Genomic DNA, 18,376 nt, shown 5'->3' on the forward strand with positions numbered 1-18,376 from the left:
ACCTCAAAACTAAATCTAATTAGTTGCGCGGTAAAGATGCTTCGGCAAGCTCAGCATGACGTTCCGTTTAGAAGAGCTGTAAAAACTACAGCTTGCGGAATATCACCGAGGTGTTGTGCCCGCCAAAGCCGAAGGTGTTGCTCATGGCTACGCGCACGTCGCGCGCCTGGGCCACATTCGGCGTGAAGTTCAGCGCCTGGTTGATTTCCGGGTCGGGCGTGTGCAGGTTGATGGTGGGCGGCACCAGGCTGTGGTGCATGGCCATCAGGCAAGCCACGGCCTCCACGCCGCCAGCACCGCCCAGCAAGTGGCCGGTCATGCTTTTGGTCGAGGAGATGTTGATTTGTTCGGCGAACTCGCCAAACACCTGCTCAATAGCTTTGATTTCGGCGCCGTCGCCCAGGGGCGTGCTCGTGCCGTGGGTGTTGATGTAGTCCACCTCGGCGGCCGTGATGCCAGCATCGCGCAGGGCGTTGTGCATTACCAGCACCACGCCGCTGCCGCTGGGGTCGGGCGCGGTGATGTGGTAGGCGTCCGACGACATGCCGCCGCCAATCAGCTCGGCGTACATCTTGGCGCCACGGGCCTTGGCGTGCTCGTACTCTTCAAGCACCAGCGCGCCCGAGCCTTCGCCCAGCACGAAACCGTCGCGGTCCTTATCGTAGGGCCGCGAAGCCGAAGCCGGGTCGTCGTTGCGCTCGCTCATGGCCTTGAGGGCATTGAAGCCGCCCACGCCCGACTCGGTGATGGCCGCTTCGGAGCCGCCGGTCACCATCACGTCGGCCAGGCCGAGGCGGATGTTGTTGAAGGCAGCAATGATGGAGTCGTTCGACGAAGCGCAGGCCGACGTGGTCACGTAGTTGGGCCCGCGGAAGCCGTTTTTAATGGAAATGTTGCCCGACGAGGAGTCGGCAATCATGCGCGGGATGAAGAAGGGCGAGTAGCGCGGCGTGCCGTCGCCCCGCCCGAAGGCGATGCATTCTTCCTGCAGCGATTTCAGGCCGCCGATGCCGGAGCCCCAAATCACGCCCACCCGGTCTTTGTTGACCCCGCTTTCCAGCAGGCCGGAATCGGCAATTGCTTCATCGGCCGCTACCACCCCAAACTGGGTGAAGAGGTCCATTTTGCGGTGCTCCTTGCGGTCAAAGAAATTATCGGGCTCGTAGCCCTTCACTTCGCAGGCGAAGCGGGTCTTGAATTTGGCCGGGTCGAAGCGGGTGATGGCGGCGGCGCCGCTCGTTCCCGTGCGTAGGCCTTCCCAGTAGGCCGGGGCGGTGTTCCCCAGCGGAGTAATGGCCCCAAGGCCGGTAACGACAACCCGTCGAATAGACGACATAAGCAAACGCCAATGGCGCGAAAGGTGAAGCGGGATAAAACAACGAAACCGGCCGGCGGCGGGCCGGCCGGTATGCGCAGAACTAATTGTTCATTCCGAGCGAAACGAAGAAGTTGGGTAAACTGATTCGTTCAAATTCTTTGCTCCGCTCGGATATGAAAAAAAACTATTTAGCGTGCTCTTCGAGGTAGCTGACAGCTTGGCCCACGGTACCGATGTTCTCAGCCTGGTCGTCGGGGATGCTCACGTTGAACTCCTTTTCGAACTCCATAATCAGCTCGACGGTGTCCAGCGAGTCAGCACCCAGGTCATTGGTGAAGCTTGCTTCCGGGGTTACTTCCGATGCTTCAACGCCCAGTTTATCAATAATAATGGCCTTTACTTTTTCTGCGATTTCAGACATTTCCGTGGGGTTTAGGGAAAACTACGGCGCAAAGTAACGAGAGATTTTCCAACTAACCCACCGGTTCGCTTTCGAATTGCGGGTACAAGATTATGGCTGTGGTTCTGGCAACGGCCCGCCGCACGCCGTAGCTTTGCCCTCACCCGCTAGCGCGGAGCTCCCTTTGCGGCTGCTATGAAGACCTTCACCCTCGACGTTGATTATGAGTGCGACTTTGCCCTGTTTGGGCTGGTGAGCAGCACCCGCGACTACACCCTGGCCTGGATGCTGAACCGCGCCCTGCGCCTGCGCCTCGTCAAGCAACCCGAGTTGCTGCTCAACCTGCTCAGCCAGGGCCGGCTGGTATTCACGCACTACTTGCACGCCACCGAAACCCTGACCTTCCGGCTGTTGCGCAACCGCTCGGTGGAGCCTTCCAACTTAAAAAAGCCGTTCTTAGCGCCCGACATCAAAGAGTACGACTATCTGCTGGCCGTGAGCAACGGCTGCGGAGCCCTCGCCGACGATGAATTGCTACAACAGCTCACGGCCCTCGACGCCGTGCAGTACGCCTGCCAATTCGACCCTAACACCCTCAAATACAAGGAAAACCTGATTCTGTAATTAATACCCTCTGCTCATAAAGCAGGAAAAACTGCCCGCCGCACACACCGGTGCAGTACCCATTGTGGAGGAATCGTTCAGGGGTTCCGCCACCCTCGTTTCAGCTCCACGCTGAAACATCCCCTCCTTCCCAGGGAGGGGAGTTTTTTTGTCATTAATCTCCCTATGCATGGAAAATCGCCACACGTTTAACAAGACCAAAATCGTGGCCACCGTCGGCCCGGCTTCCAATACCTACGAGCGGCTCGGCACCCTCATCCGCGAGGGCGTCGATGTGTTTCGGCTCAATTTCTCGCACGGTTCCTACGACGACCATTTGGCCGTTATCAACACCGTGCGACGCCTTAATAAGGACATGCGCACCGCCGTAGGCCTGCTGCAGGATTTGCAGGGACCCAAAATTCGCCTCGGCGAAGTAGAAGGCGGCGGGGTTGAAATCAAGGCCGGCGACAAAATCAAGTTGGTGTGCGGCGAAAAGGAAATCAGCACGGCCACGCGCCTGAGCACGATTTACCTGGGCCTGGCCCGCGACGTGAAGCCCGGCGACATGATTCTGATTGACGACGGCAAAATTGAGCTGAAAGTACTTGCCACCGACCGCGACCAGGAAGTGGACGTGGAGGTAATCTACGGCGGCTTAGTGAAGCCCCGCAAGGGCATCAACCTGCCCGACTCCGAAGTTTCGGCCCCCTCCATGACCGAAAAGGACATCGAAGACCTCGAGTTTGGTCTGGCGCACGACGTAGACTGGGTAGCCCTCAGCTTTGCCCGCAAAGCCGACGATATCCGCTTTATCAAAAACCTGATTGCCGAGGCCGGCAAGACCACCCGCGTGGTGGCCAAGATTGAAACCCCCGACGGCCTGCGCAATATCGACGAAATCATCGCCATCACCGATGCCGTGATGGTGGCCCGCGGCGACCTGGGCGTAGAAGTGAAGATGGAAGAGGTGCCGATGGCCCAGAAGATGATTATTGCCAAGTGCAACGCCGCTGGCAAGCCCGTCATCGTGGCCACCCAGATGATGGAAAGCATGATAACGGCCCCGCGCCCCACCCGGGCCGAAACCAGCGACGTAGCCAACGCCGTGCTCGACGGCGCCGATGCCGTGATGCTTTCGGCCGAAACCGCCGTGGGCGCCTACCCAGCCGAAGTAATTCGCTCCATGGTCGGCACCATTCTGAGCGTGGAAACCAACAGCCCGCAGCTCTTCCACCACTGGTTCCCCATCGACGCCACGAGTCCCAATTTCATGGCCGACAGCGTGCTGTCGGCAGCCTGCCACCTGGCCAAAAACACGGGCGCAAAAGCCATTACGGGCATGACCCACCACGGCTACACCGCTTTCCAGCTGGCTAAATACCGCCCCAAAGCCAATATCTTCATCTTCACCGACAACCGGCCCCTGCTCACGGCTCTGAGCCTGGTGTGGGGCGTGCGCAGCTTCTACTACGACCGCCTCATCAGCACCGACAGCACCATATCCGACATCCGCTACGTGCTGACCACCACCGGCCACCTGGAGCCCGGTGATATCTCCATCAATACCGGCTCCATGCCCATTCAAGATAAAGGCAAAGCCAATATGGTGAAAGTGAGCGTGGCATAAGCCCCAGCACGCTTCGCTGATTTTAACTTGCAAAAGCCCATTCCTTGATTGGAATGGGCTTTCTGCGTGTTAGGAATCACGTTAAGTTGCCTGCGACTCAAGAATGTCATGCCGAGCGCAGCGAAGTTGACATTCTGGGGATATCGGCTTATCGCCTGTCATGCCGAGCGCAGCGAAGCATCTTCTCACGGCTCAACGATTCGGCAGCGGGGATAAGATGCTTCGTGCCTCAGCATGACAAGAGGCGTGAGCGAGATGCTTCGCTGCGCTCTGCATGACCGTCCTTTTACAATTGAAACCTTACATAACCTCTTCCAAAAGGCAGTTACCACAGCTCAACACTCTTCACCAAAGCTGCGAGGGACTCCACCATCTACGCACCCAAATTGCCCAAACGCAAGAAGCCCTGCACGTTTCCGAGCAGGGCTTCTGTGAAGGAGCGTAGAACCAGACCTTGGGGCGGCGCAGTCTGGCCCTACTAAACTCGCTACGCGCTAAAGCGCATTGACGAGTTTTGTCAGCTTGCTTTTGTTGTTAGCAGCTTTGTTCTTGTGGATGATGTTCTTCTTGGCCAAACGGTCCAACATCGACGAAACTTTCTTCAGCAGCTCCTGAGCGGCCGTTTTATCGGTGGCTTCACGCAAGCGCTTGATGGCCGTACGAGTGGATTTGTGCTGGTAACGGTTCAACACGCGCTTAGCTTCGTTGCTGCGGATGCGTTTGAGGGCCGACTTATGGTTTGCCATGAGTGGGAATATATGGGAGCGTTATGCTTATGTTCTGTGTTTGGGAGGGCAAAGGTACGAACCTGCTCGGCAATATCAAACCATATTGGCAAAAATCTTGCTGCAACGCCTGATGACCATTCAATTGGGCTAAAGTAACCTGGACAGGAAAGTGGTTCCTGCGCGCTGTAATCTGCTGGCTGATGAATGAGGTAGCTCAGCCGTGTTTCAAGTTGATTAAGCTGGGTTCGCCGAAAGAGCCAAAGTGACAAAGCTATTTGCAACTGGACTCCGAATAAACGTGTTATGCAAGAACAAGTGAGCAACCATATTCAGCGCCCTTTACTAGTATGCATGCCGATTATTTGCGTACTTTACTAGCTACCCTATCCCCTTACTGCGATGTCCTTTCCGTTATCGTATCTGCGCCATGCCTCTCGTATCCGAATCTCATTATCAGCCGCCGTTCTATCTCTTTAACGGCCACTTGCAGACCATTGTACCCAGCTTGTGGCGCACCGTTCCCGATGTGACTTACCAACGCGAACGACTGGAGCTGCCCGACGGAGACTTTCTTAACTTAGACTGGAGCCGCTTGCCGGAGACGCGGCCCACCGATGGCCTGGTCATCGTTTCGCACGGCCTCGAAGGTGATGCCTCACGACCCTACGTGCGGGGCATGGTGCGCGCCCTCAACCGGGCCGGTCTCGATGCCCTGGCCTGGAACTACCGCAGCTGCGGCGGCGAGATGAACCGCCTGCTCCGCTCCTACCATCTCGGCGATACCGACGACCTGGATATGGTGCTGCGCCATGCCCTGGCCACGGGCCGCTACCAGCGGGTGTACCTCACCGGTTTCAGTGCCGGCGGCAACGTGACGCTCAAATATCTGGGCGAAGACCCGGACCGCGTGCCGGCCGAGGTAAAGCGAGCGGCCGTGTTTTCGGTCCCCACCGATTTGCAGGCCAGCTCCGTGCACATCGCCCGTCTCCAAAACCAGGTGTACCTGCGCCGTTTCCTGAAGACGCTGCGGCTAAAAGTGCGGGCAAAAGCCGAAATGATGCCGGGCCAGGTCGACCTGACGGGCATCGACGAACTGCGTGATTTTCAGGAATTCGACAGCCGGTACACTGCGCCCATGCACGGCTTCGACTCGGCTGATGCCTATTACAAATATGCCAGCTCGGGGCGCTACCTGAGCGGCATTCAGGTGCCCACCTTGCTCGTGAATGCCCAAAACGACCCGTTTCTGCCAGAATCTTGCTTCCCCCGCGAGGTGGCCAACAATTCGCCGTTTGTATTCCTGGAAACCCCCTCGGAAGGCGGGCACGTGGGCTTCCCCGAAGGCTCGCCCGATGGTGAATACTATTCGGAGCGGCGCGCCGTGGAGTTTCTCACGGCTGAGGTACCAGCATAGGCCCCTTCTATTATTGCGAGCGGAGCAAAGCAATCCGTTCTGTAGAAACCAGGCATTTTTTAAAGCGAAAAGCCCCGGCTCGAGCTGAACCGGGGCTTATCACATTATTGGGCTGGTCGCTGAGACCAGGACGGATTGCTTCGTCGTGTCTCCTCGCAATGACACATTCCTACTTGGCAGGCACAAAAACCACCTTTTTCGTTTCGTAAAATTCTTCTTTGAAGAAATCGCTCAGGTCTGTGACTTTGGCTTTCAGGCCGGATTCGGCTATTTCTTCGGTTAGGTCGCCGCCTTTCAGGTAATAGAGTCCTGAGCCGGGCTGGCCCAGGGGCTTGAAGCGATGGGCTATCCACGGGTGGAAAGTGGCAAGCCGCGCCACGGCCCGGCTTACCACGTAATCGTACTTGGTGCGTAGCTGCTCGGCCCGGGTTTGCCCGGCGGTGACGTTGTGCAGGCCCAGGGCGGCAGCCATGAACTGCACGGCCCGGATTTTCTTGCCGATGCTGTCAACGAGGTGGAAATGCACCTCAGGAAACATAATGGCCAGGGGCAAGCCGGGCAGGCCGCCGCCGGTGCCCACGTCGAGCACGGTGCTGCCCTTGGGAAATTTAATCACCTTCGCAATGCCGAGCGAGTGCAGCAAGTGGCGTTCCACGAAGTTGTCCATGTCGGTGCGCGACACAAGGTTGATGGCTTCGTTGGTGGCCCGAAACTCGGTTTCAAACTCCTTAAAAAGCTGGAGTTGCTGGGGCGTAAGCTCGGGGAAGTAGTGCTGCAAAAGATTCATGGGTGCAAAGTTGCACGCCACGGTTTAGAACAGCACGTTTGTCGGTAGCCGAGCGCCGAGTAAAGTGGGTAGCAGCCCGTCATGCAGAGCGGAGCGATGCATCTCGCTCGGTTCGTTGAGCTAACATTTGATTACTATCACAAGCGAGATGCATCGCTCCGCTCTGCATGACGGGCTGCATAAAAAAAGCCCCGACTTACGCCGGGGCTTTTCTGCAATTAAATAATCTGTTTGGTGTGCTTCACCATGTCATAGAGCAATTCGCGGGCGCGGTGCAACTGGGCTTTTACAGTGCCGAGCGGGGCTTTTAATTCGGTGGCGATTTCCTCGTAGCTGAGCTCGTCGAAATAGCGCAGCGACACGAGGCGCTGGTATTTATCGGGCAGGCGCGACACCACGTGGCGCATGATTTCAATCTTCTGATTGCGCACGGCGTGCTCGGCCGGATTCAGGTCATTGTCGCGGAAATCGATGGTGATTTCATCGCCGTTATCGACTTTAATAGCCGAGTCAATCGACATGGTTTTGATTTTATTCTTACGGATAAAATCAATGCAGTTGTTCGTCGCAATTCGGAAAAGCCACGTGCTAAAAGCGTACTCGGGGTTGAACTTGTGCAGGTTGCGAAATGCCTTGGCAAATGCCTCGATGGTAAGGTCTTCGGCGTCGTCCTGATTGCGTACCATCTTGAGTACCACGTGGTAAACGGGCTTCTTGTAGATGTGCATCAGCTCGGCATAAGCTTTCTCGTCGCCGTTGTCCACGGCGGCGCGAATCAGCTTAAAGTCGTGCTTGGCCTTGGCTGAAAACTGCTTTTGAATATCCTGATTGTTTACTTCCATCGAAGGGTTCGGTTAAGGAATAGGGAGATTCCTAAGGCCAGATATTGAGAAAAATAAACTAAGTCGAGCACGGGGAGCAGCCCGACGTTTACGGGCTGGTGAAGGCGGCTACTTAGACGGGCATACACGGCACTAACGAACAAAGTTCGGAGGGCCCATACCACCGCCAAAGGTACCCAAATGTTTGGGTAAAATAATAGCACAACCACGGTCAAATAGAATAACATATTGGCCAGCAAGAAGGTGCCTATCCGCAAACGGTCGGTTAACCGATACGCCCGCCCAGCCGATAAATGCCGGCGTTTTTGACGCCACCACGCGGCCCAAGTGGCGGCTGGCTCGCTGAGGGTGTGAGCCGCCGCATCGGCCACCACGGCCACCCGCTGGCCCTTGCGCACTGCGTCCTGCACCAGCAGGTCGTCGTCGCCGCTGAGCTGGCGGATGTGCGAGGCAAACCCTTTGGTGGCCGTAAAGCAGGCCCGGGTATAGGCTAGGTTGCGGCCCACGCCCATGTAGGGCCAGCCGCGCCAGGCAAAGCTTAAGTACTGGGCGCCAGTGAGCAAGGTTTCGTAGCGAATAAGCTTATTGAGAAAGCCTGGCGCTTCGACATAGGCCGAGAAACCCACAACCAAATCGGCTGGTGCCGCGCCGTGGTTGGCGAAGCCGCGCTGCATGAGGCGCAGCCACTGGTTGGTGGCCGGAATACAGTCGGCATCGGTGAAGAGCAGCCGCGGGTAGCGCGCCGCCTTGATGCCCAGGGTGAGGGCGTATTTCTTCGGCGCAAAGTCGCGGGGCGTGCGAGCCACGCTCACGAGGCGCACTTTTTCGTGGTAGTACTGGGCGAGCTGCTGGGCGAAAAGGTAGGTATCGTCGTCGCTGCGGTCGTCGATGAGGACGATTTCGAAGCCGGCGGGGTAGTCCTGCTGGAGCAGCAGCGGCAGCAGGCGGCGCAGGTTGTCCAGCTCGTTGCGGGCACAGACGACGATGGAAACCGGCTCAGCATCGGGCCCGGGCACTTCGGCCGGGGCTTCGGGAGCGCGGCGGGCAAAGGGCCAGAAGAAATACGCGGCGTAAAAGAACTGCACCCCTACGCACGCAAGCAAAAGCCAGAAAAAGGGGGAGTTGGGTACAGTTAGATGCAAAGGCGGGGCAGCGTAAAGGGGCCGGCAAAAGTACGGGACGCCGGGCGGGTGGGCTACCTTTGCTTCTGCTTATGACTTTTGACCTTCTCGCCCAAGACCCCGCGACCAAAGCCCGCGCCGGCCGCCTAGAAACGGCCCACGGGGCCATCGAAACGCCCATTTTCATGCCCGTGGGCACGGCTGGCACTGTGAAAGCGGTATCGCAACAGACCCTGAAAGAGGACATCCAAGCCCAGATTATTCTCGGCAATACCTACCACCTTTACCTGCGCCCGGGCCTCGACGTGCTGCGGGCGGCCGGCGGCCTTCACCAGTTCAACGGCTGGGACCGCCCCATTCTCACCGACAGCGGCGGGTACCAGGTGTATTCGCTCAGCAACACCCGCAAAATCAAGGAAGAGGGCGTGAAGTTTCGCTCGCACATCGACGGCAGCCAGCATTTGTTTTCGCCCGAGGGCGTCATGGACATCCAGCGTGTTATCGGAGCCGACATCATTATGGCCTTCGACGAGTGCACGCCCTGGCCCTGCGAGTACGACTACGCCGCCCGCTCCCTCGACATGACGCACCGCTGGCTGCAGCGTTGCATTCAGCGCTTCGACAGCACCGAAGGCCTCTACGGCTACCAACAGGCACTTTTCCCGATTGTGCAGGGCAGCACGTTCAAGGACTTGCGCATCAAGTCGGCCGAGTTTATTGCGGCCCAGGGCCGCGAGGGCAACGCCATCGGCGGCCTGAGCGTGGGCGAGCCGGCCGAACTGATGTACGAAATGACCGAGCTGGTGTGCGACATCCTGCCCAAGGACAAGCCGCGCTACCTGATGGGCGTGGGCACCCCGGCCAACATCCTGGAAAACATTGCCTTGGGCGTGGACATGTTCGACTGCGTGATGCCGACCCGCAACGCCCGCAACGGCATGCTCTTCACCACGCAGGGCATTATGAACGTGACGAATAAGAAGTGGGCCAACGATTTTACGCCCATCGACGCCGAACTAGGCGGGCCCGCCAGCACGTTCTATACCCGAGCCTACGTGCGCCATTTGTTTCAGTGCCAGGAGATGCTGGGCCCGCAAATTGCTTCGGCCCACAACCTCACCTTTTACCTGTGGCTGGTGAAAGAGGCGCGCAAGCAAATCGTGGCCGGCACGTTTGCCCCCTGGAAAGAGCGGATGGTGAAGCAGGTGATGACGAGGCTGTAGCCAGCCCAATTATGAGTTATGAATTATGAGTTGTATTCGACCAAAGACGACCGCCGCTCAATTTATAACTCGTAATTCAAAACTCATAATTCTTTTAAGGTGAATATCCTCGACAAATACATAATTAAGAAATTTCTCGCCGCGTTTTTCTTCTCGGTGGTGATTCTCGTGTCGGTGATTTGCGTGATTGATTTCACCGAGAAAAACGACGATTTCATTCAGCACAATCTGTCGATGTCGAAAATTATTTTCGGCTATTATATTTTTCTGTTTCCCTATTTCGCCAATCTGCTTTCGCCGATTACCATTTTTATTGCCGTCGTTTTTGTGACGGCGCAGCTGGCGGCGCGCACCGAAATTGTGGCAATTCTGGCCAGTGGCGTAAGTTTTCGGCGATTGATGCTGCCCTATGCCATAGGCGGCGCAGTGGTGGGGCTGCTGATATTTGGGCTGATTGGGTGGGTGCTGCCGCTTGGCAATAAATCCCGGGTGGCGTTTGAGCGGGCGTACATCAAATTGCCTTACCGGTTTCAAGGGCGCAACGTGCACATCAAAATTGGGCCGCGCAGCTACGTGTACATGGAGAGCTACGACAATACCAGCAATATCGGCTTCCATTTTGCGCTCGAAACCGTGGACGGCACCATGCTGCGCCGCCGGCTCACGGCCGATGCCATCAACTGGGATTCGACCAAGCACATGTGGCATTTATCGCCGCAGCTGGTGCGCACCTTCCACGGCACGCAGGATGAAAAGCTCGAAACAATAGCGGCTCGCGACACCACCCTGAACCTGTTTCCCAAGGACTTCGCAAGCACGTACCGCCTGGCCGAAACCCTAACCCTGCCCGAGCTGAACGCCTACATCAAAACCAAGATTGAGCGCGGGGCAGACGACACCCAGCTGTATTTGAGCGAGAAATACGAGCGGTACTCCTACCCCTTCGCCATCGTGATTCTCACGCTGATTGGCGTCATTCTTAGCGCCCGAAAATCGCGGGCCGGCGTGGGCGGCCAAATTGCACTGGGCTTTGTGCTGGCCTTCGTGTTCATCATTTTTGTCATGCTAAGCCGCAACCTCGCGCAGGTAGGCAGTCTCGCGCCTCTGATAGCGGCGTGGATACCGAGCATGGTGTTCAGTGTAATTGGGCTGGCGCTGTACCGCTTCGTGCCGAAATAATCAGCTCCCCTGTTTATGCTAAAAGACTACCTCAAGCTTCATTTCATTGTGCTCCTGTGGGGCTTCACGGCCATTCTGGGCAAGTTGCTGACGGTGCCGCCGGTGGAGCTGGTTTTTTGGCGCACGCTGCTGGCCTCCACGGGCCTGGCGGTGCTGCTGGTGGCGCGGCGGGCTGTGTGGCGAATTCCAGCGGGGCAGGCGGTGCGGCTGATGAGCGTGGGCGCCCTGGTGGCCGCGCATTGGATTACGTTCTTTCTGGCGGCCCGGCTTTCGTCGGTGAGTGTGTGTTTGGCAGGCTTGGCCACGCTGGCGCTCTGGACGTCGCTGCTCGAGCCGCTGCTGCTGTGGCGGCGGGTGCGCGGCTACGAAGTTGGGCTGGGCCTGATTACCATGGTGGGCCTGTACCTGGTGAGCCAGGCCGAGCTGGACCAGCTCCTGGGCCTGGGCGTGGCAGTGCTGTCGGCGGGCCTCTCGGCGCTGTTTAGCGTCCTGAATGCCAAGCTGATTAAGTCGCACCCGCCCTTGCGGCTCACGTTTTATGAGATGCTGGGTGCCTGCCTGAGCATCGCGCTGTTCTTCCCGGTTTACAGTCATTATTTCACCCAGGGCAAGGGGCTGCAGCTGGCCTGGCACGGCTACGACTGGCTCTGGCTGGGCCTGCTGGCCGGCGTGTGCACCGTCTACGCGTTTTCTACCTCGGTTGAGCTGATGAAGCGCCTCTCGCCCTTTGCCGTCAACCTGACCATCAACCTCGAGCCGGTGTACGGCATTGGGCTGGCCGTGCTGGTGTTTGGCAGCAAGGAACGCATGGCCACGGGCTTCTACCTGGGCACGCTGCTCATTGTGTTCAGCGTGCTCATTCACCCGCTGGTGGCCCGCCTGATGAAGGACAAGCAGCCCGAGCCCACGCCGCCCATCCCGGTTTAAAGCACGCCTTGCCACACGGTGTAGTCGGGGGGCCACACCGTGGCCGGAACGGCTGCCGCAGCCGGCCACAGACCGTACACGGCAGAGCCCGAACCGGATAAGCTGGCGTAAGCCGCGCCCGCCGCATACAGCTGCTGCTTGATGTCGGCCAGCACCGAGTAGGCTGGCGCCAACGACGCTTCAAAATCGTTGCTCACCGTAGCCCGCCAGGTTTCCAGGGGTTGGGCCACGGCCTCGCGCAGGTTGTGCGCGGGCCGCTGCGGCACAATGCCGGCAAATGCTTCGGGTGTGCCAATGTGCAGATTGGGGTAGACCACCACGCACCCGGTGCCCGCCAGGTTCAGCTCAATTTCCTTAAAAACGTCGCCCCTTTCCACGGCCAGCACCGGCTTGTTGCGGATGAAAAAGGCACAGTCGGCGCCGAGGCGCCGGGCGTAGTTTTCCAGCGTTTCCACCGTGAGCCCCAGACCAAACAAGTCGTTGGTTGCCTTCAGGGCAAAGGCGGCATCGGCCGAACCGCCGCCCAGGCCCGCCCCGATGGGCACTATTTTGTGCAGGTACATCTGGACCGCCGGCAGCTGCGGAAAATCGGCTTGCAGCAGCTCGTAGGCCCGCACGCAGAGGTTGGTGGCGGGGCTGCCGGGAATGGGGCGGCCGGTGAGCGTGATGCTGGTGGCATGGCCCGCTTCGGCCGGCAATACCTCCAGCGCATCGGTCCACGGCAGCGGCACAAACACCGTTTCCAGGTTGTGGAACCCGTCGGGGCGGCGCTCGGTAACGTAGAGGCCGAGGTTGAGTTTGGCGTTGGGAAATACCAGCATGAGCGGAAGGCAAGCCAAAGCCTGCGGGACAAAGTTACTTTTGCGCCGTGCCCGCTCCTGCTTCTTTTTACGTCCGCCACGGCAAGCGCCTGCTTGATGTGGCCATTGTCCTGCCGCTGCTGGTGCTGGCCCTGCCGCTGCTGGCCGGCGCGGCCGCGCTAGCAGCGGCCCAAAACCGGGGCCGGGTGCTGTTTCGGCAGCTGCGGCCGGGCTGGCACGGGCGCCCGTTCGTGCTCTATAAAATTCAAACCATGACCGACGCGCGCGACCCGGCCGGCCGCCTCCTGCCCGATGCCGCCCGCCTGCCCGCCCTGGGCCGCTGGCTGCGCGCTACGTCGCTGGATGAGCTACCCCAGCTCTGGAACATCCTGCGCGGCGACTTGAGCCTGGTGGGTCCGCGCCCACTGCTGCCGGAGTACCTGCCCCTCTACTCCCCCACCCAGGCCCGCCGCCACGAGGTGCGCCCCGGCCTCACGGGCTGGGCGCAGGTAAACGGCCGCAACGCCATTTCCTGGGAAGAGAAATTTGCCTTCGACGTGTGGTACGTGGATAATTTATCGTGGCGCCTGGATATGAACATCTTGTGGCGCACCGCCGGGCGGGTACTGCGCGGCAGCGGCGTGGCTACTCCCGGGCACGCCACCACCGTGGCCTTCCAGGGTAGCCCCCCTCCCTCCGTTTCCCCGTAGATTGCTGTATGACCAAGTTGTTTTTCTCGGAATACGAAGAAATGGAAGCCGGCACGCCCATCGTCATTTTTGGCGCGGGCGGCTTGGGGCGGGAGGTGCTGTTGCTGCTGCAACAGCTCAACTTGAGCCACCCCAGCTGGGACGTGCGCGGCTTCTACGACGACTTGGCCCCCGTTACGCCCACCGTAGCCGCCCTCCCCTACTTGGGCACCAGCGCCGACCTCAACGCCACCTCCGTGCCGCTGGCCGTGGCCGTGGCCGTGGGCAGCTCGGCCGGGCGGGCCGCCGTGGTGGCCCGGCTCACCTCGCCGCGGCTATCGTTTCCGGTGCTGGTGCACCCGCAGGTGATGCTGGCCTCGCACCAACGGGTTTCGCTAGGTGAGGGCTGCATCGTGCAGCAAGGCTGCCTGCTGACCTGCGACATTGAGCTGGGCCGCTTCGTACTGCTCAACCTGGGCTGCACCGTGGGGCACGACGCCGTGCTCGGCGATTTTTGCTCGCTAATGCCCCACGCCAACGTGAGCGGCGCTGCTCAACTGGGCACCGGCACCTACCTCGGTACCAACGCCACCGTTATCCAGGGCGTGCGCATCGGCGACAACACCATCATCGGGGCTGGGGCGGTGGCCGTGCGCGATTTACCGGCCAATGTGACGGCGGTGGGCGTCCCCGCCAGGGAATTAAAAATGAAGAATGAAGACTGAAGCATTGGTCAAATCCGATAATTCCATTTTCTTCATTGTTAATTCCTAAATAAGCAAAACAGTATGCGTAGCCAAGACCACGACCGCCTTTTTCTATCCCCTCCGCACCTGGGCCGTCACGAAATGAACTACGTGCACAAAGCCATTGAGGACAACTGGGTGGCGCCGGCGGGGCCCAATCTGACCGGCTTCGAGGCCGATATTTGCCAGGCTACCGGCGTGGCGCATTGCGTGGCGCTGTCGTCGGGCACGGCCGCCATTCACCTTGGGCTGATTCTGCTCGGGGTGGGCCCCGGCGATGAAGTGCTCTGCCCTTCCTTCACCTTCGTGGCCACGGCCAACCCCATTCTCTACGTGGGCGCAACGCCGGTTTTTGTAGACAGCGAAGCCGACACCTGGAACCTGTGCCCCGACCGCCTGCGCGAAGCCATAGCGGACCGCATTGCCCGGGGCAAAAAGCCCAAAGCTCTGCTTCTGGTGCACCTCTACGGCATGCCGGCCCGGCTCACTGAGATACTGGCTATCGCGGCCGAATACGAGCTGCCCATCCTAGAAGACGCGGCCGAAGCGCTGGGCTCTTGTTTCAACAATAAGCCGCTGGGTAGCTTCGGCACGGTCGGCGTGTTTTCCTTCAACGGTAACAAGATTCTGACTACCAGCGGCGGCGGCGCGCTGGTGACTAACGACGCGGCCCTGGCCCAGAAAGCCCGGTTTCTGGCCACCCAGGCCAAGGACGACGCACCCCATTATCAACACTCGGAAGTGGGCTACAACTACCGCCTGAGCAACATCCTGGCCGGCATCGGCCGCGGGCAAATGGAGCTGCTGTGCGAGCGGGTGAAGCGGCGCCGCGAAATTTTTGCGTGGTACAAGGAACACCTCGCCGGCCTGCCCGGCGTCGGCGTGGCCCCGGCCACCGAGCCCACCGGCAGCCGCTCCAACCGTTGGCTTACCACGGTCCTGCTCGACCCCACCGAGACAAATGCCACGCCGGAAACCCTGCGGCTGCAGCTCGAAACCCACAACGTAGAAAGCCGCCCGCTCTGGAAGCCGCTGCATCTGCAGCCCTTATTTGTAGGGGCGCCCATGTACGGCGGCTCGGTTTGCGCCAACTTATTTGACCGCGGCCTGTGCTTGCCCAGCGGCACCGCTATGACGGATGCCGACTTGCGCCGGGTAGCCGAGGCCGTAGCCGAAGGCCTGCCCGTACCCGTCAGTTAAACGGAAGACAGCTGCTGGTCTGTCTGCTTCACTACCCGCACCCCTGCCAGGTACGCGGCCACACCCAACGTGACCGCAGCCGCCAGGCCAAAGGTTGCCAAGGGGCCGTACCATTGCCACAGCAGGCCCGCGACGGTGCTGGCCCCCAGAGCAGCTAGGCTGCTTAGGCCCGCGTACGTGCCCAACGCCGCGCCGGTATCGGTTTTAGCGCATAGCGTGCTCACCCAGGCCTTGCCCACGCCCTCGGTAGCGGCGGCGTATACCCCGTATAGCATAAACAGGGCGGCAAACACCCACCGCTCGTGTGCGAAGGCCACGCCGCCGTAGACTGCGGCAAACACCACCAGGCCCGCCACCATCAGGCGGTGCGGGCCGAGGCGGTCGGCCAGGTGGCCCAGGGGCCAGGCGCTGGCCACATAGGTCACGTTGTAGAGAATATAGAGGCCGATAACCTGCGTTGCGGGTAAGCCCCGCTGCCGGGCCAGTAGCAGCAGAAACGCATCGGAGCTATTGAACAGTGCAAACACCAGCAGCCCGCCCACCACCCGGCGGTAGGAGCCGGAAGCCTGCCGCCAGTAGCGGAAAGACGCCCAGAATGGCACCACCGGCCGGCCCGATGGCACGGCACTCCGCTCCCGCAAGGCAAACGTGATGAGCACCGCTACTACCCCGGGCACGAAGGCCCAGAGAAACAACGGCCGGAACTGCCCCGGGTGCGCACCCAGCCACAGGAGCGCCGCCAGCGGCCCCAGCACCGCGCCCAGCGTGTCCATAGAGCGCTGAAAGCCAAATACTTTGCCCCGGTCAGCGGGCGTGGTTTCGTCCGACAGCAGCGCATCGCGGGCTCCTGTGCGCAGTCCTTTGCCCAGCCGGTCGAGGGTACGGGCCAGCAGCACCCAGGCCGGGGTAGCCAGCACCGCCAGTAGCGGCTTCGACACCGCGCTCAGCCCGTAGCCCAACTGCACAAAGGGCGCGCGCCGGCCCAACCGGTCTGACCACTGCCCAAAATAGCCTTTGCTTAGCCCCGCCACCGCTTCGGCCACGCCTTCCAGCACCCCGATGAAAAACACGGAAAAGCCGATGGACTGCAAGTACATCGGCATGACCGGATACAGCATTTCGCTGGCCAGGTCAGTGAACAGGCTGACCAGCGAGAGCAGCCACACGGCCCGAGTCAGGTAGCGAAAGCGTCCCATTTTAAGTACCTCTACGGCGGGTTCGGTCACTTAGCCAAGACAACAGCGCTGTCGCGGCTCAACCGGCTAACGCTAGGCCAGGGCATGCGCCAAATCGGCCAGCAGCTCTTCTACCGGCTCAATGCCCACGCTCAGGCGAATTAGCCCAACGGTGATGCCCAACTCGGCCAGTTGGTCATCGGCCAGGGCGCGGTGCGAGGTGTAGAGCGGGTGCGAGCACGACGAGTCGACGCCCGCCAGCGAAGGCGCAAACGGAAACCGCTGGGACCGCTGCATAAAGCGGTTGACAACCGCCACATCGTCGGGCAACCGGAACGACAGCATGCCGCTGAACAGCCCGTGGCCCTGCGTGGCTGCCAGCGCGTGCTGCGGGTGCGTGGGCAGCCCTGGGTAGTACACGGCCTGCACCGCCGGGTGCAGGTCCAGAAAATCGGCTACTTGCTGGGCGTTGTGGCTGTGCGCGGCCACCCGCAGTCGCATGGTTTTCATGCCCCGCACGCTCAGCCAGCTTTCCATGGGGCTAAGCGTGAGGCCGAACACCATGCCTATCTGCCGCAGGCGGGCGGCATCTTCGGCGGTGCGCGCCACTACGGCCCCGGCGGTCACGTCGGAATGGCCGGCCAGGTATTTGGTCACACTGTGCAGTACCAAATCGGCGCCGAAAGCCAAGGGCTTGGTGAGTACCGGCGTGGCAAAAGTATTGTCTACCACCAGCTTCAGGCCGTGCTGGTGGCACTCGGTGGCCATTGCCCGCAGGTCTACCACGCGCAGCAGCGGGTTGCTCATCGTTTCGCAGAGCAGCAGCTTAGTGCTGGCCTGCACGTACGGCCGCAGCTCGTACAGTTCCTCAAACGGCACGTAGCTCACGCTCACCCCCAGTCGCGACAACTCCTGGTTCAGCAGCGCCGCCGAGCCGCCGTAGATATCGGCCGCGCACAGCACGTGGTCGCCGGCCTGGCAGTAGGTCATCAGCGCTGCAAAAATGGCAGCCATGCCCGAGCCGGTGGCCACGGCGCCCGCCCCACCCTCCCAGCGGTTCACGGCCTCGGCCAGTTCGTCGCTGTTGGGGTTGCCGTTGCGCGAGTACAGGTACCGGCTGCCTGGCTCGTCGAAGTACTGCTGCACGGCGTCCAGGTCCTCAAACTTGAAGACGGAAGTTTGGTAAATCGGGGTGATTTTGGGGATGATGTTCATACAGGCAGTAAAGCAGAAAAGCCTTCCCGGTCACGGAAAGGCTTTTCTCAATTCATTTTAACAACCGGCTTAAGCAATGGCGCCTTCAGCCAGCACAATCACATTGTTGCGCAGCACTTCCACCACGCCGCCTTCGATGCGAATGGCTTCGCGGCCGGTCGCGCTGGTCAGCGTTACCTCGCCGGCGCGCAGGGCGGCAATCAGCGGGGCGTGGTTGTTCAGCACTTCAAACGAGCCATCGGCACCCGGAAATTGGGCTGACGTCACTTCGCCTTCGAATACCTTGCGGTCGGGGGTGATGATTTCTAAGTGCATATTCTTGAGTTAAAAATTATGAGTTATGAATTATGAATTGGCAAAATCGCAACTCATAATCCAC

General features: G+C 60.0%; 19 protein-coding genes. 9 read left to right on the forward strand and 10 right to left on the reverse strand.

Features of this window, described 5'->3' with window-relative positions; translation table 11 throughout:
* Positions 1-85: 85 nt before the first annotated feature.
* Together fabF and LJ738_RS12320 are read right to left on the reverse strand one after the other, a co-directional pair.
* Positions 86-1,336 carry a beta-ketoacyl-ACP synthase II gene (fabF, locus tag LJ738_RS12315; protein ID WP_227786611.1) on the reverse strand — a complete coding sequence of 417 codons (1,251 nt, stop codon included), beginning with the start codon at positions 1,334-1,336 and terminating at the stop codon, positions 86-88.
* Positions 1,337-1,502: 166 nt separating this feature from the next.
* A complete protein-coding gene (locus tag LJ738_RS12320) occupies positions 1,503-1,739 on the reverse strand; it encodes an acyl carrier protein (RefSeq protein WP_068188219.1) in 237 nt (78 codons plus the stop codon).
* A gap of 174 nt (positions 1,740-1,913) precedes the next feature.
* Here LJ738_RS12320 and LJ738_RS12325 point away from each other — a divergent pair, with 174 nt between their 5' ends.
* Both LJ738_RS12325 and pyk read left to right on the forward strand, forming a co-directional pair.
* Positions 1,914-2,342 (forward strand): IPExxxVDY family protein, encoded by a 429-nt coding sequence (locus LJ738_RS12325; protein WP_068188220.1) that lies wholly within the window; start codon positions 1,914-1,916, stop codon positions 2,340-2,342.
* 169 nt (positions 2,343-2,511) lie between these two features.
* On the forward strand, positions 2,512-3,951 hold the full coding sequence (pyk, locus tag LJ738_RS12330; RefSeq protein WP_227786612.1) for a pyruvate kinase: 1,440 nt from the start codon (positions 2,512-2,514) through the stop codon (positions 3,949-3,951).
* A 494-nt stretch (positions 3,952-4,445) separates the two neighbouring features.
* Here the strand turns inward: pyk and rpsT are convergent, their stop codons facing one another.
* Positions 4,446-4,697, reverse strand: coding sequence for a 30S ribosomal protein S20 (rpsT, locus tag LJ738_RS12335; protein WP_046245794.1), 252 nt, complete (start codon positions 4,695-4,697; stop codon positions 4,446-4,448).
* Positions 4,698-5,106: 409 nt separating this feature from the next.
* On the opposite strand from rpsT, the gene LJ738_RS12340 reads away from it, so the two are divergent.
* A complete protein-coding gene (locus LJ738_RS12340) occupies positions 5,107-6,093 on the forward strand; it encodes a YheT family hydrolase (RefSeq protein WP_227786613.1) in 987 nt (328 codons plus the stop codon).
* Between the two features lie 169 nt (positions 6,094-6,262).
* Here LJ738_RS12340 and rsmG read toward each other — a convergent pair whose 3' ends face one another.
* The 3 genes from rsmG to LJ738_RS12355 form a co-directional block, all read right to left on the reverse strand.
* Positions 6,263-6,880, reverse strand: a complete 618-nt coding sequence (gene rsmG, locus LJ738_RS12345) for a 16S rRNA (guanine(527)-N(7))-methyltransferase RsmG (protein ID WP_227786614.1) — start codon at positions 6,878-6,880, stop codon at positions 6,263-6,265.
* A 218-nt stretch (positions 6,881-7,098) separates the two neighbouring features.
* Positions 7,099-7,722 carry an RNA polymerase sigma factor gene (locus tag LJ738_RS12350; protein WP_068188242.1) on the reverse strand — a complete coding sequence of 208 codons (624 nt, stop codon included), beginning with the start codon at positions 7,720-7,722 and terminating at the stop codon, positions 7,099-7,101.
* Positions 7,713-8,807 carry a glycosyltransferase gene (locus LJ738_RS12355; protein ID WP_227786615.1) on the reverse strand — a complete coding sequence of 365 codons (1,095 nt, stop codon included), beginning with the start codon at positions 8,805-8,807 and terminating at the stop codon, positions 7,713-7,715. Before LJ738_RS12355 ends, LJ738_RS12350 begins: the two co-directional genes overlap by 10 nt.
* A gap of 128 nt (positions 8,808-8,935) precedes the next feature.
* Here LJ738_RS12355 and tgt point away from each other — a divergent pair, with 128 nt between their 5' ends.
* The 3 genes from tgt to LJ738_RS12370 all read left to right on the forward strand — a co-directional run bounded on the left by tgt (position 8,936) and on the right by LJ738_RS12370 (position 12,172).
* Positions 8,936-10,066, forward strand: coding sequence for a tRNA guanosine(34) transglycosylase Tgt (gene tgt / locus LJ738_RS12360; protein WP_227786616.1), 1,131 nt, complete (start codon positions 8,936-8,938; stop codon positions 10,064-10,066).
* A 99-nt stretch (positions 10,067-10,165) separates the two neighbouring features.
* Positions 10,166-11,245: an LptF/LptG family permease gene (locus LJ738_RS12365; RefSeq protein ID WP_227786617.1), complete on the forward strand. Its 1,080-nt coding sequence runs from the start codon at positions 10,166-10,168 to the stop codon at positions 11,243-11,245.
* A gap of 15 nt (positions 11,246-11,260) precedes the next feature.
* Positions 11,261-12,172, forward strand: coding sequence for a DMT family transporter (locus LJ738_RS12370; RefSeq protein WP_227786618.1), 912 nt, complete (start codon positions 11,261-11,263; stop codon positions 12,170-12,172).
* Here the strand turns inward: LJ738_RS12370 and ispE are convergent.
* Positions 12,169-12,993: a 4-(cytidine 5'-diphospho)-2-C-methyl-D-erythritol kinase gene (gene ispE, locus LJ738_RS12375; protein ID WP_227786619.1), complete on the reverse strand. Its 825-nt coding sequence runs from the start codon at positions 12,991-12,993 to the stop codon at positions 12,169-12,171. The two genes, LJ738_RS12370 and ispE, sit on opposite strands and share 4 nt — an antisense overlap.
* Before the next feature lie 47 nt (positions 12,994-13,040).
* Between ispE and LJ738_RS12380 the strand changes: the two genes are divergently transcribed.
* From LJ738_RS12380 to LJ738_RS12390, 3 genes are all read left to right on the forward strand, one after another.
* A complete protein-coding gene (locus LJ738_RS12380; protein WP_227786620.1) occupies positions 13,041-13,682 on the forward strand; it encodes a sugar transferase in 642 nt (213 codons plus the stop codon).
* Positions 13,683-13,690: 8 nt separating this feature from the next.
* Positions 13,691-14,386, forward strand: coding sequence for an acetyltransferase (locus tag LJ738_RS12385; protein ID WP_227786621.1), 696 nt, complete (start codon positions 13,691-13,693; stop codon positions 14,384-14,386).
* A 63-nt stretch (positions 14,387-14,449) separates the two neighbouring features.
* Entirely contained in the window at positions 14,450-15,607 is a 1,158-nt protein-coding gene (locus tag LJ738_RS12390; protein WP_227786622.1) for a DegT/DnrJ/EryC1/StrS family aminotransferase, read from the forward strand.
* On the opposite strand, the gene LJ738_RS12395 is transcribed toward LJ738_RS12390, so the two are convergent.
* The 3 genes from LJ738_RS12395 to atpC form a co-directional block, all read right to left on the reverse strand.
* A complete protein-coding gene (locus tag LJ738_RS12395; RefSeq protein WP_227786623.1) occupies positions 15,604-16,803 on the reverse strand; it encodes an MFS transporter in 1,200 nt (399 codons plus the stop codon). The genes LJ738_RS12390 and LJ738_RS12395 overlap by 4 nt on opposite strands.
* A 72-nt stretch (positions 16,804-16,875) precedes the next feature.
* The gene (locus LJ738_RS12400; RefSeq protein ID WP_227786624.1) at positions 16,876-17,997 is read right to left on the reverse strand and encodes a trans-sulfuration enzyme family protein; all 1,122 of its coding nucleotides are present in this window, start codon (positions 17,995-17,997) and stop codon (positions 16,876-16,878) included.
* Between the two features lie 69 nt (positions 17,998-18,066).
* The gene (gene atpC, locus LJ738_RS12405; RefSeq protein WP_068188265.1) at positions 18,067-18,312 is read right to left on the reverse strand and encodes an ATP synthase F1 subunit epsilon; all 246 of its coding nucleotides are present in this window, start codon (positions 18,310-18,312) and stop codon (positions 18,067-18,069) included.
* Positions 18,313-18,376 lie beyond the last annotated feature (64 nt).

It is taken from the genome of Hymenobacter plasmatis (assembly GCF_020711255.1).
In the GTDB taxonomy this organism is placed as follows: domain Bacteria; phylum Bacteroidota; class Bacteroidia; order Cytophagales; family Hymenobacteraceae; genus Hymenobacter.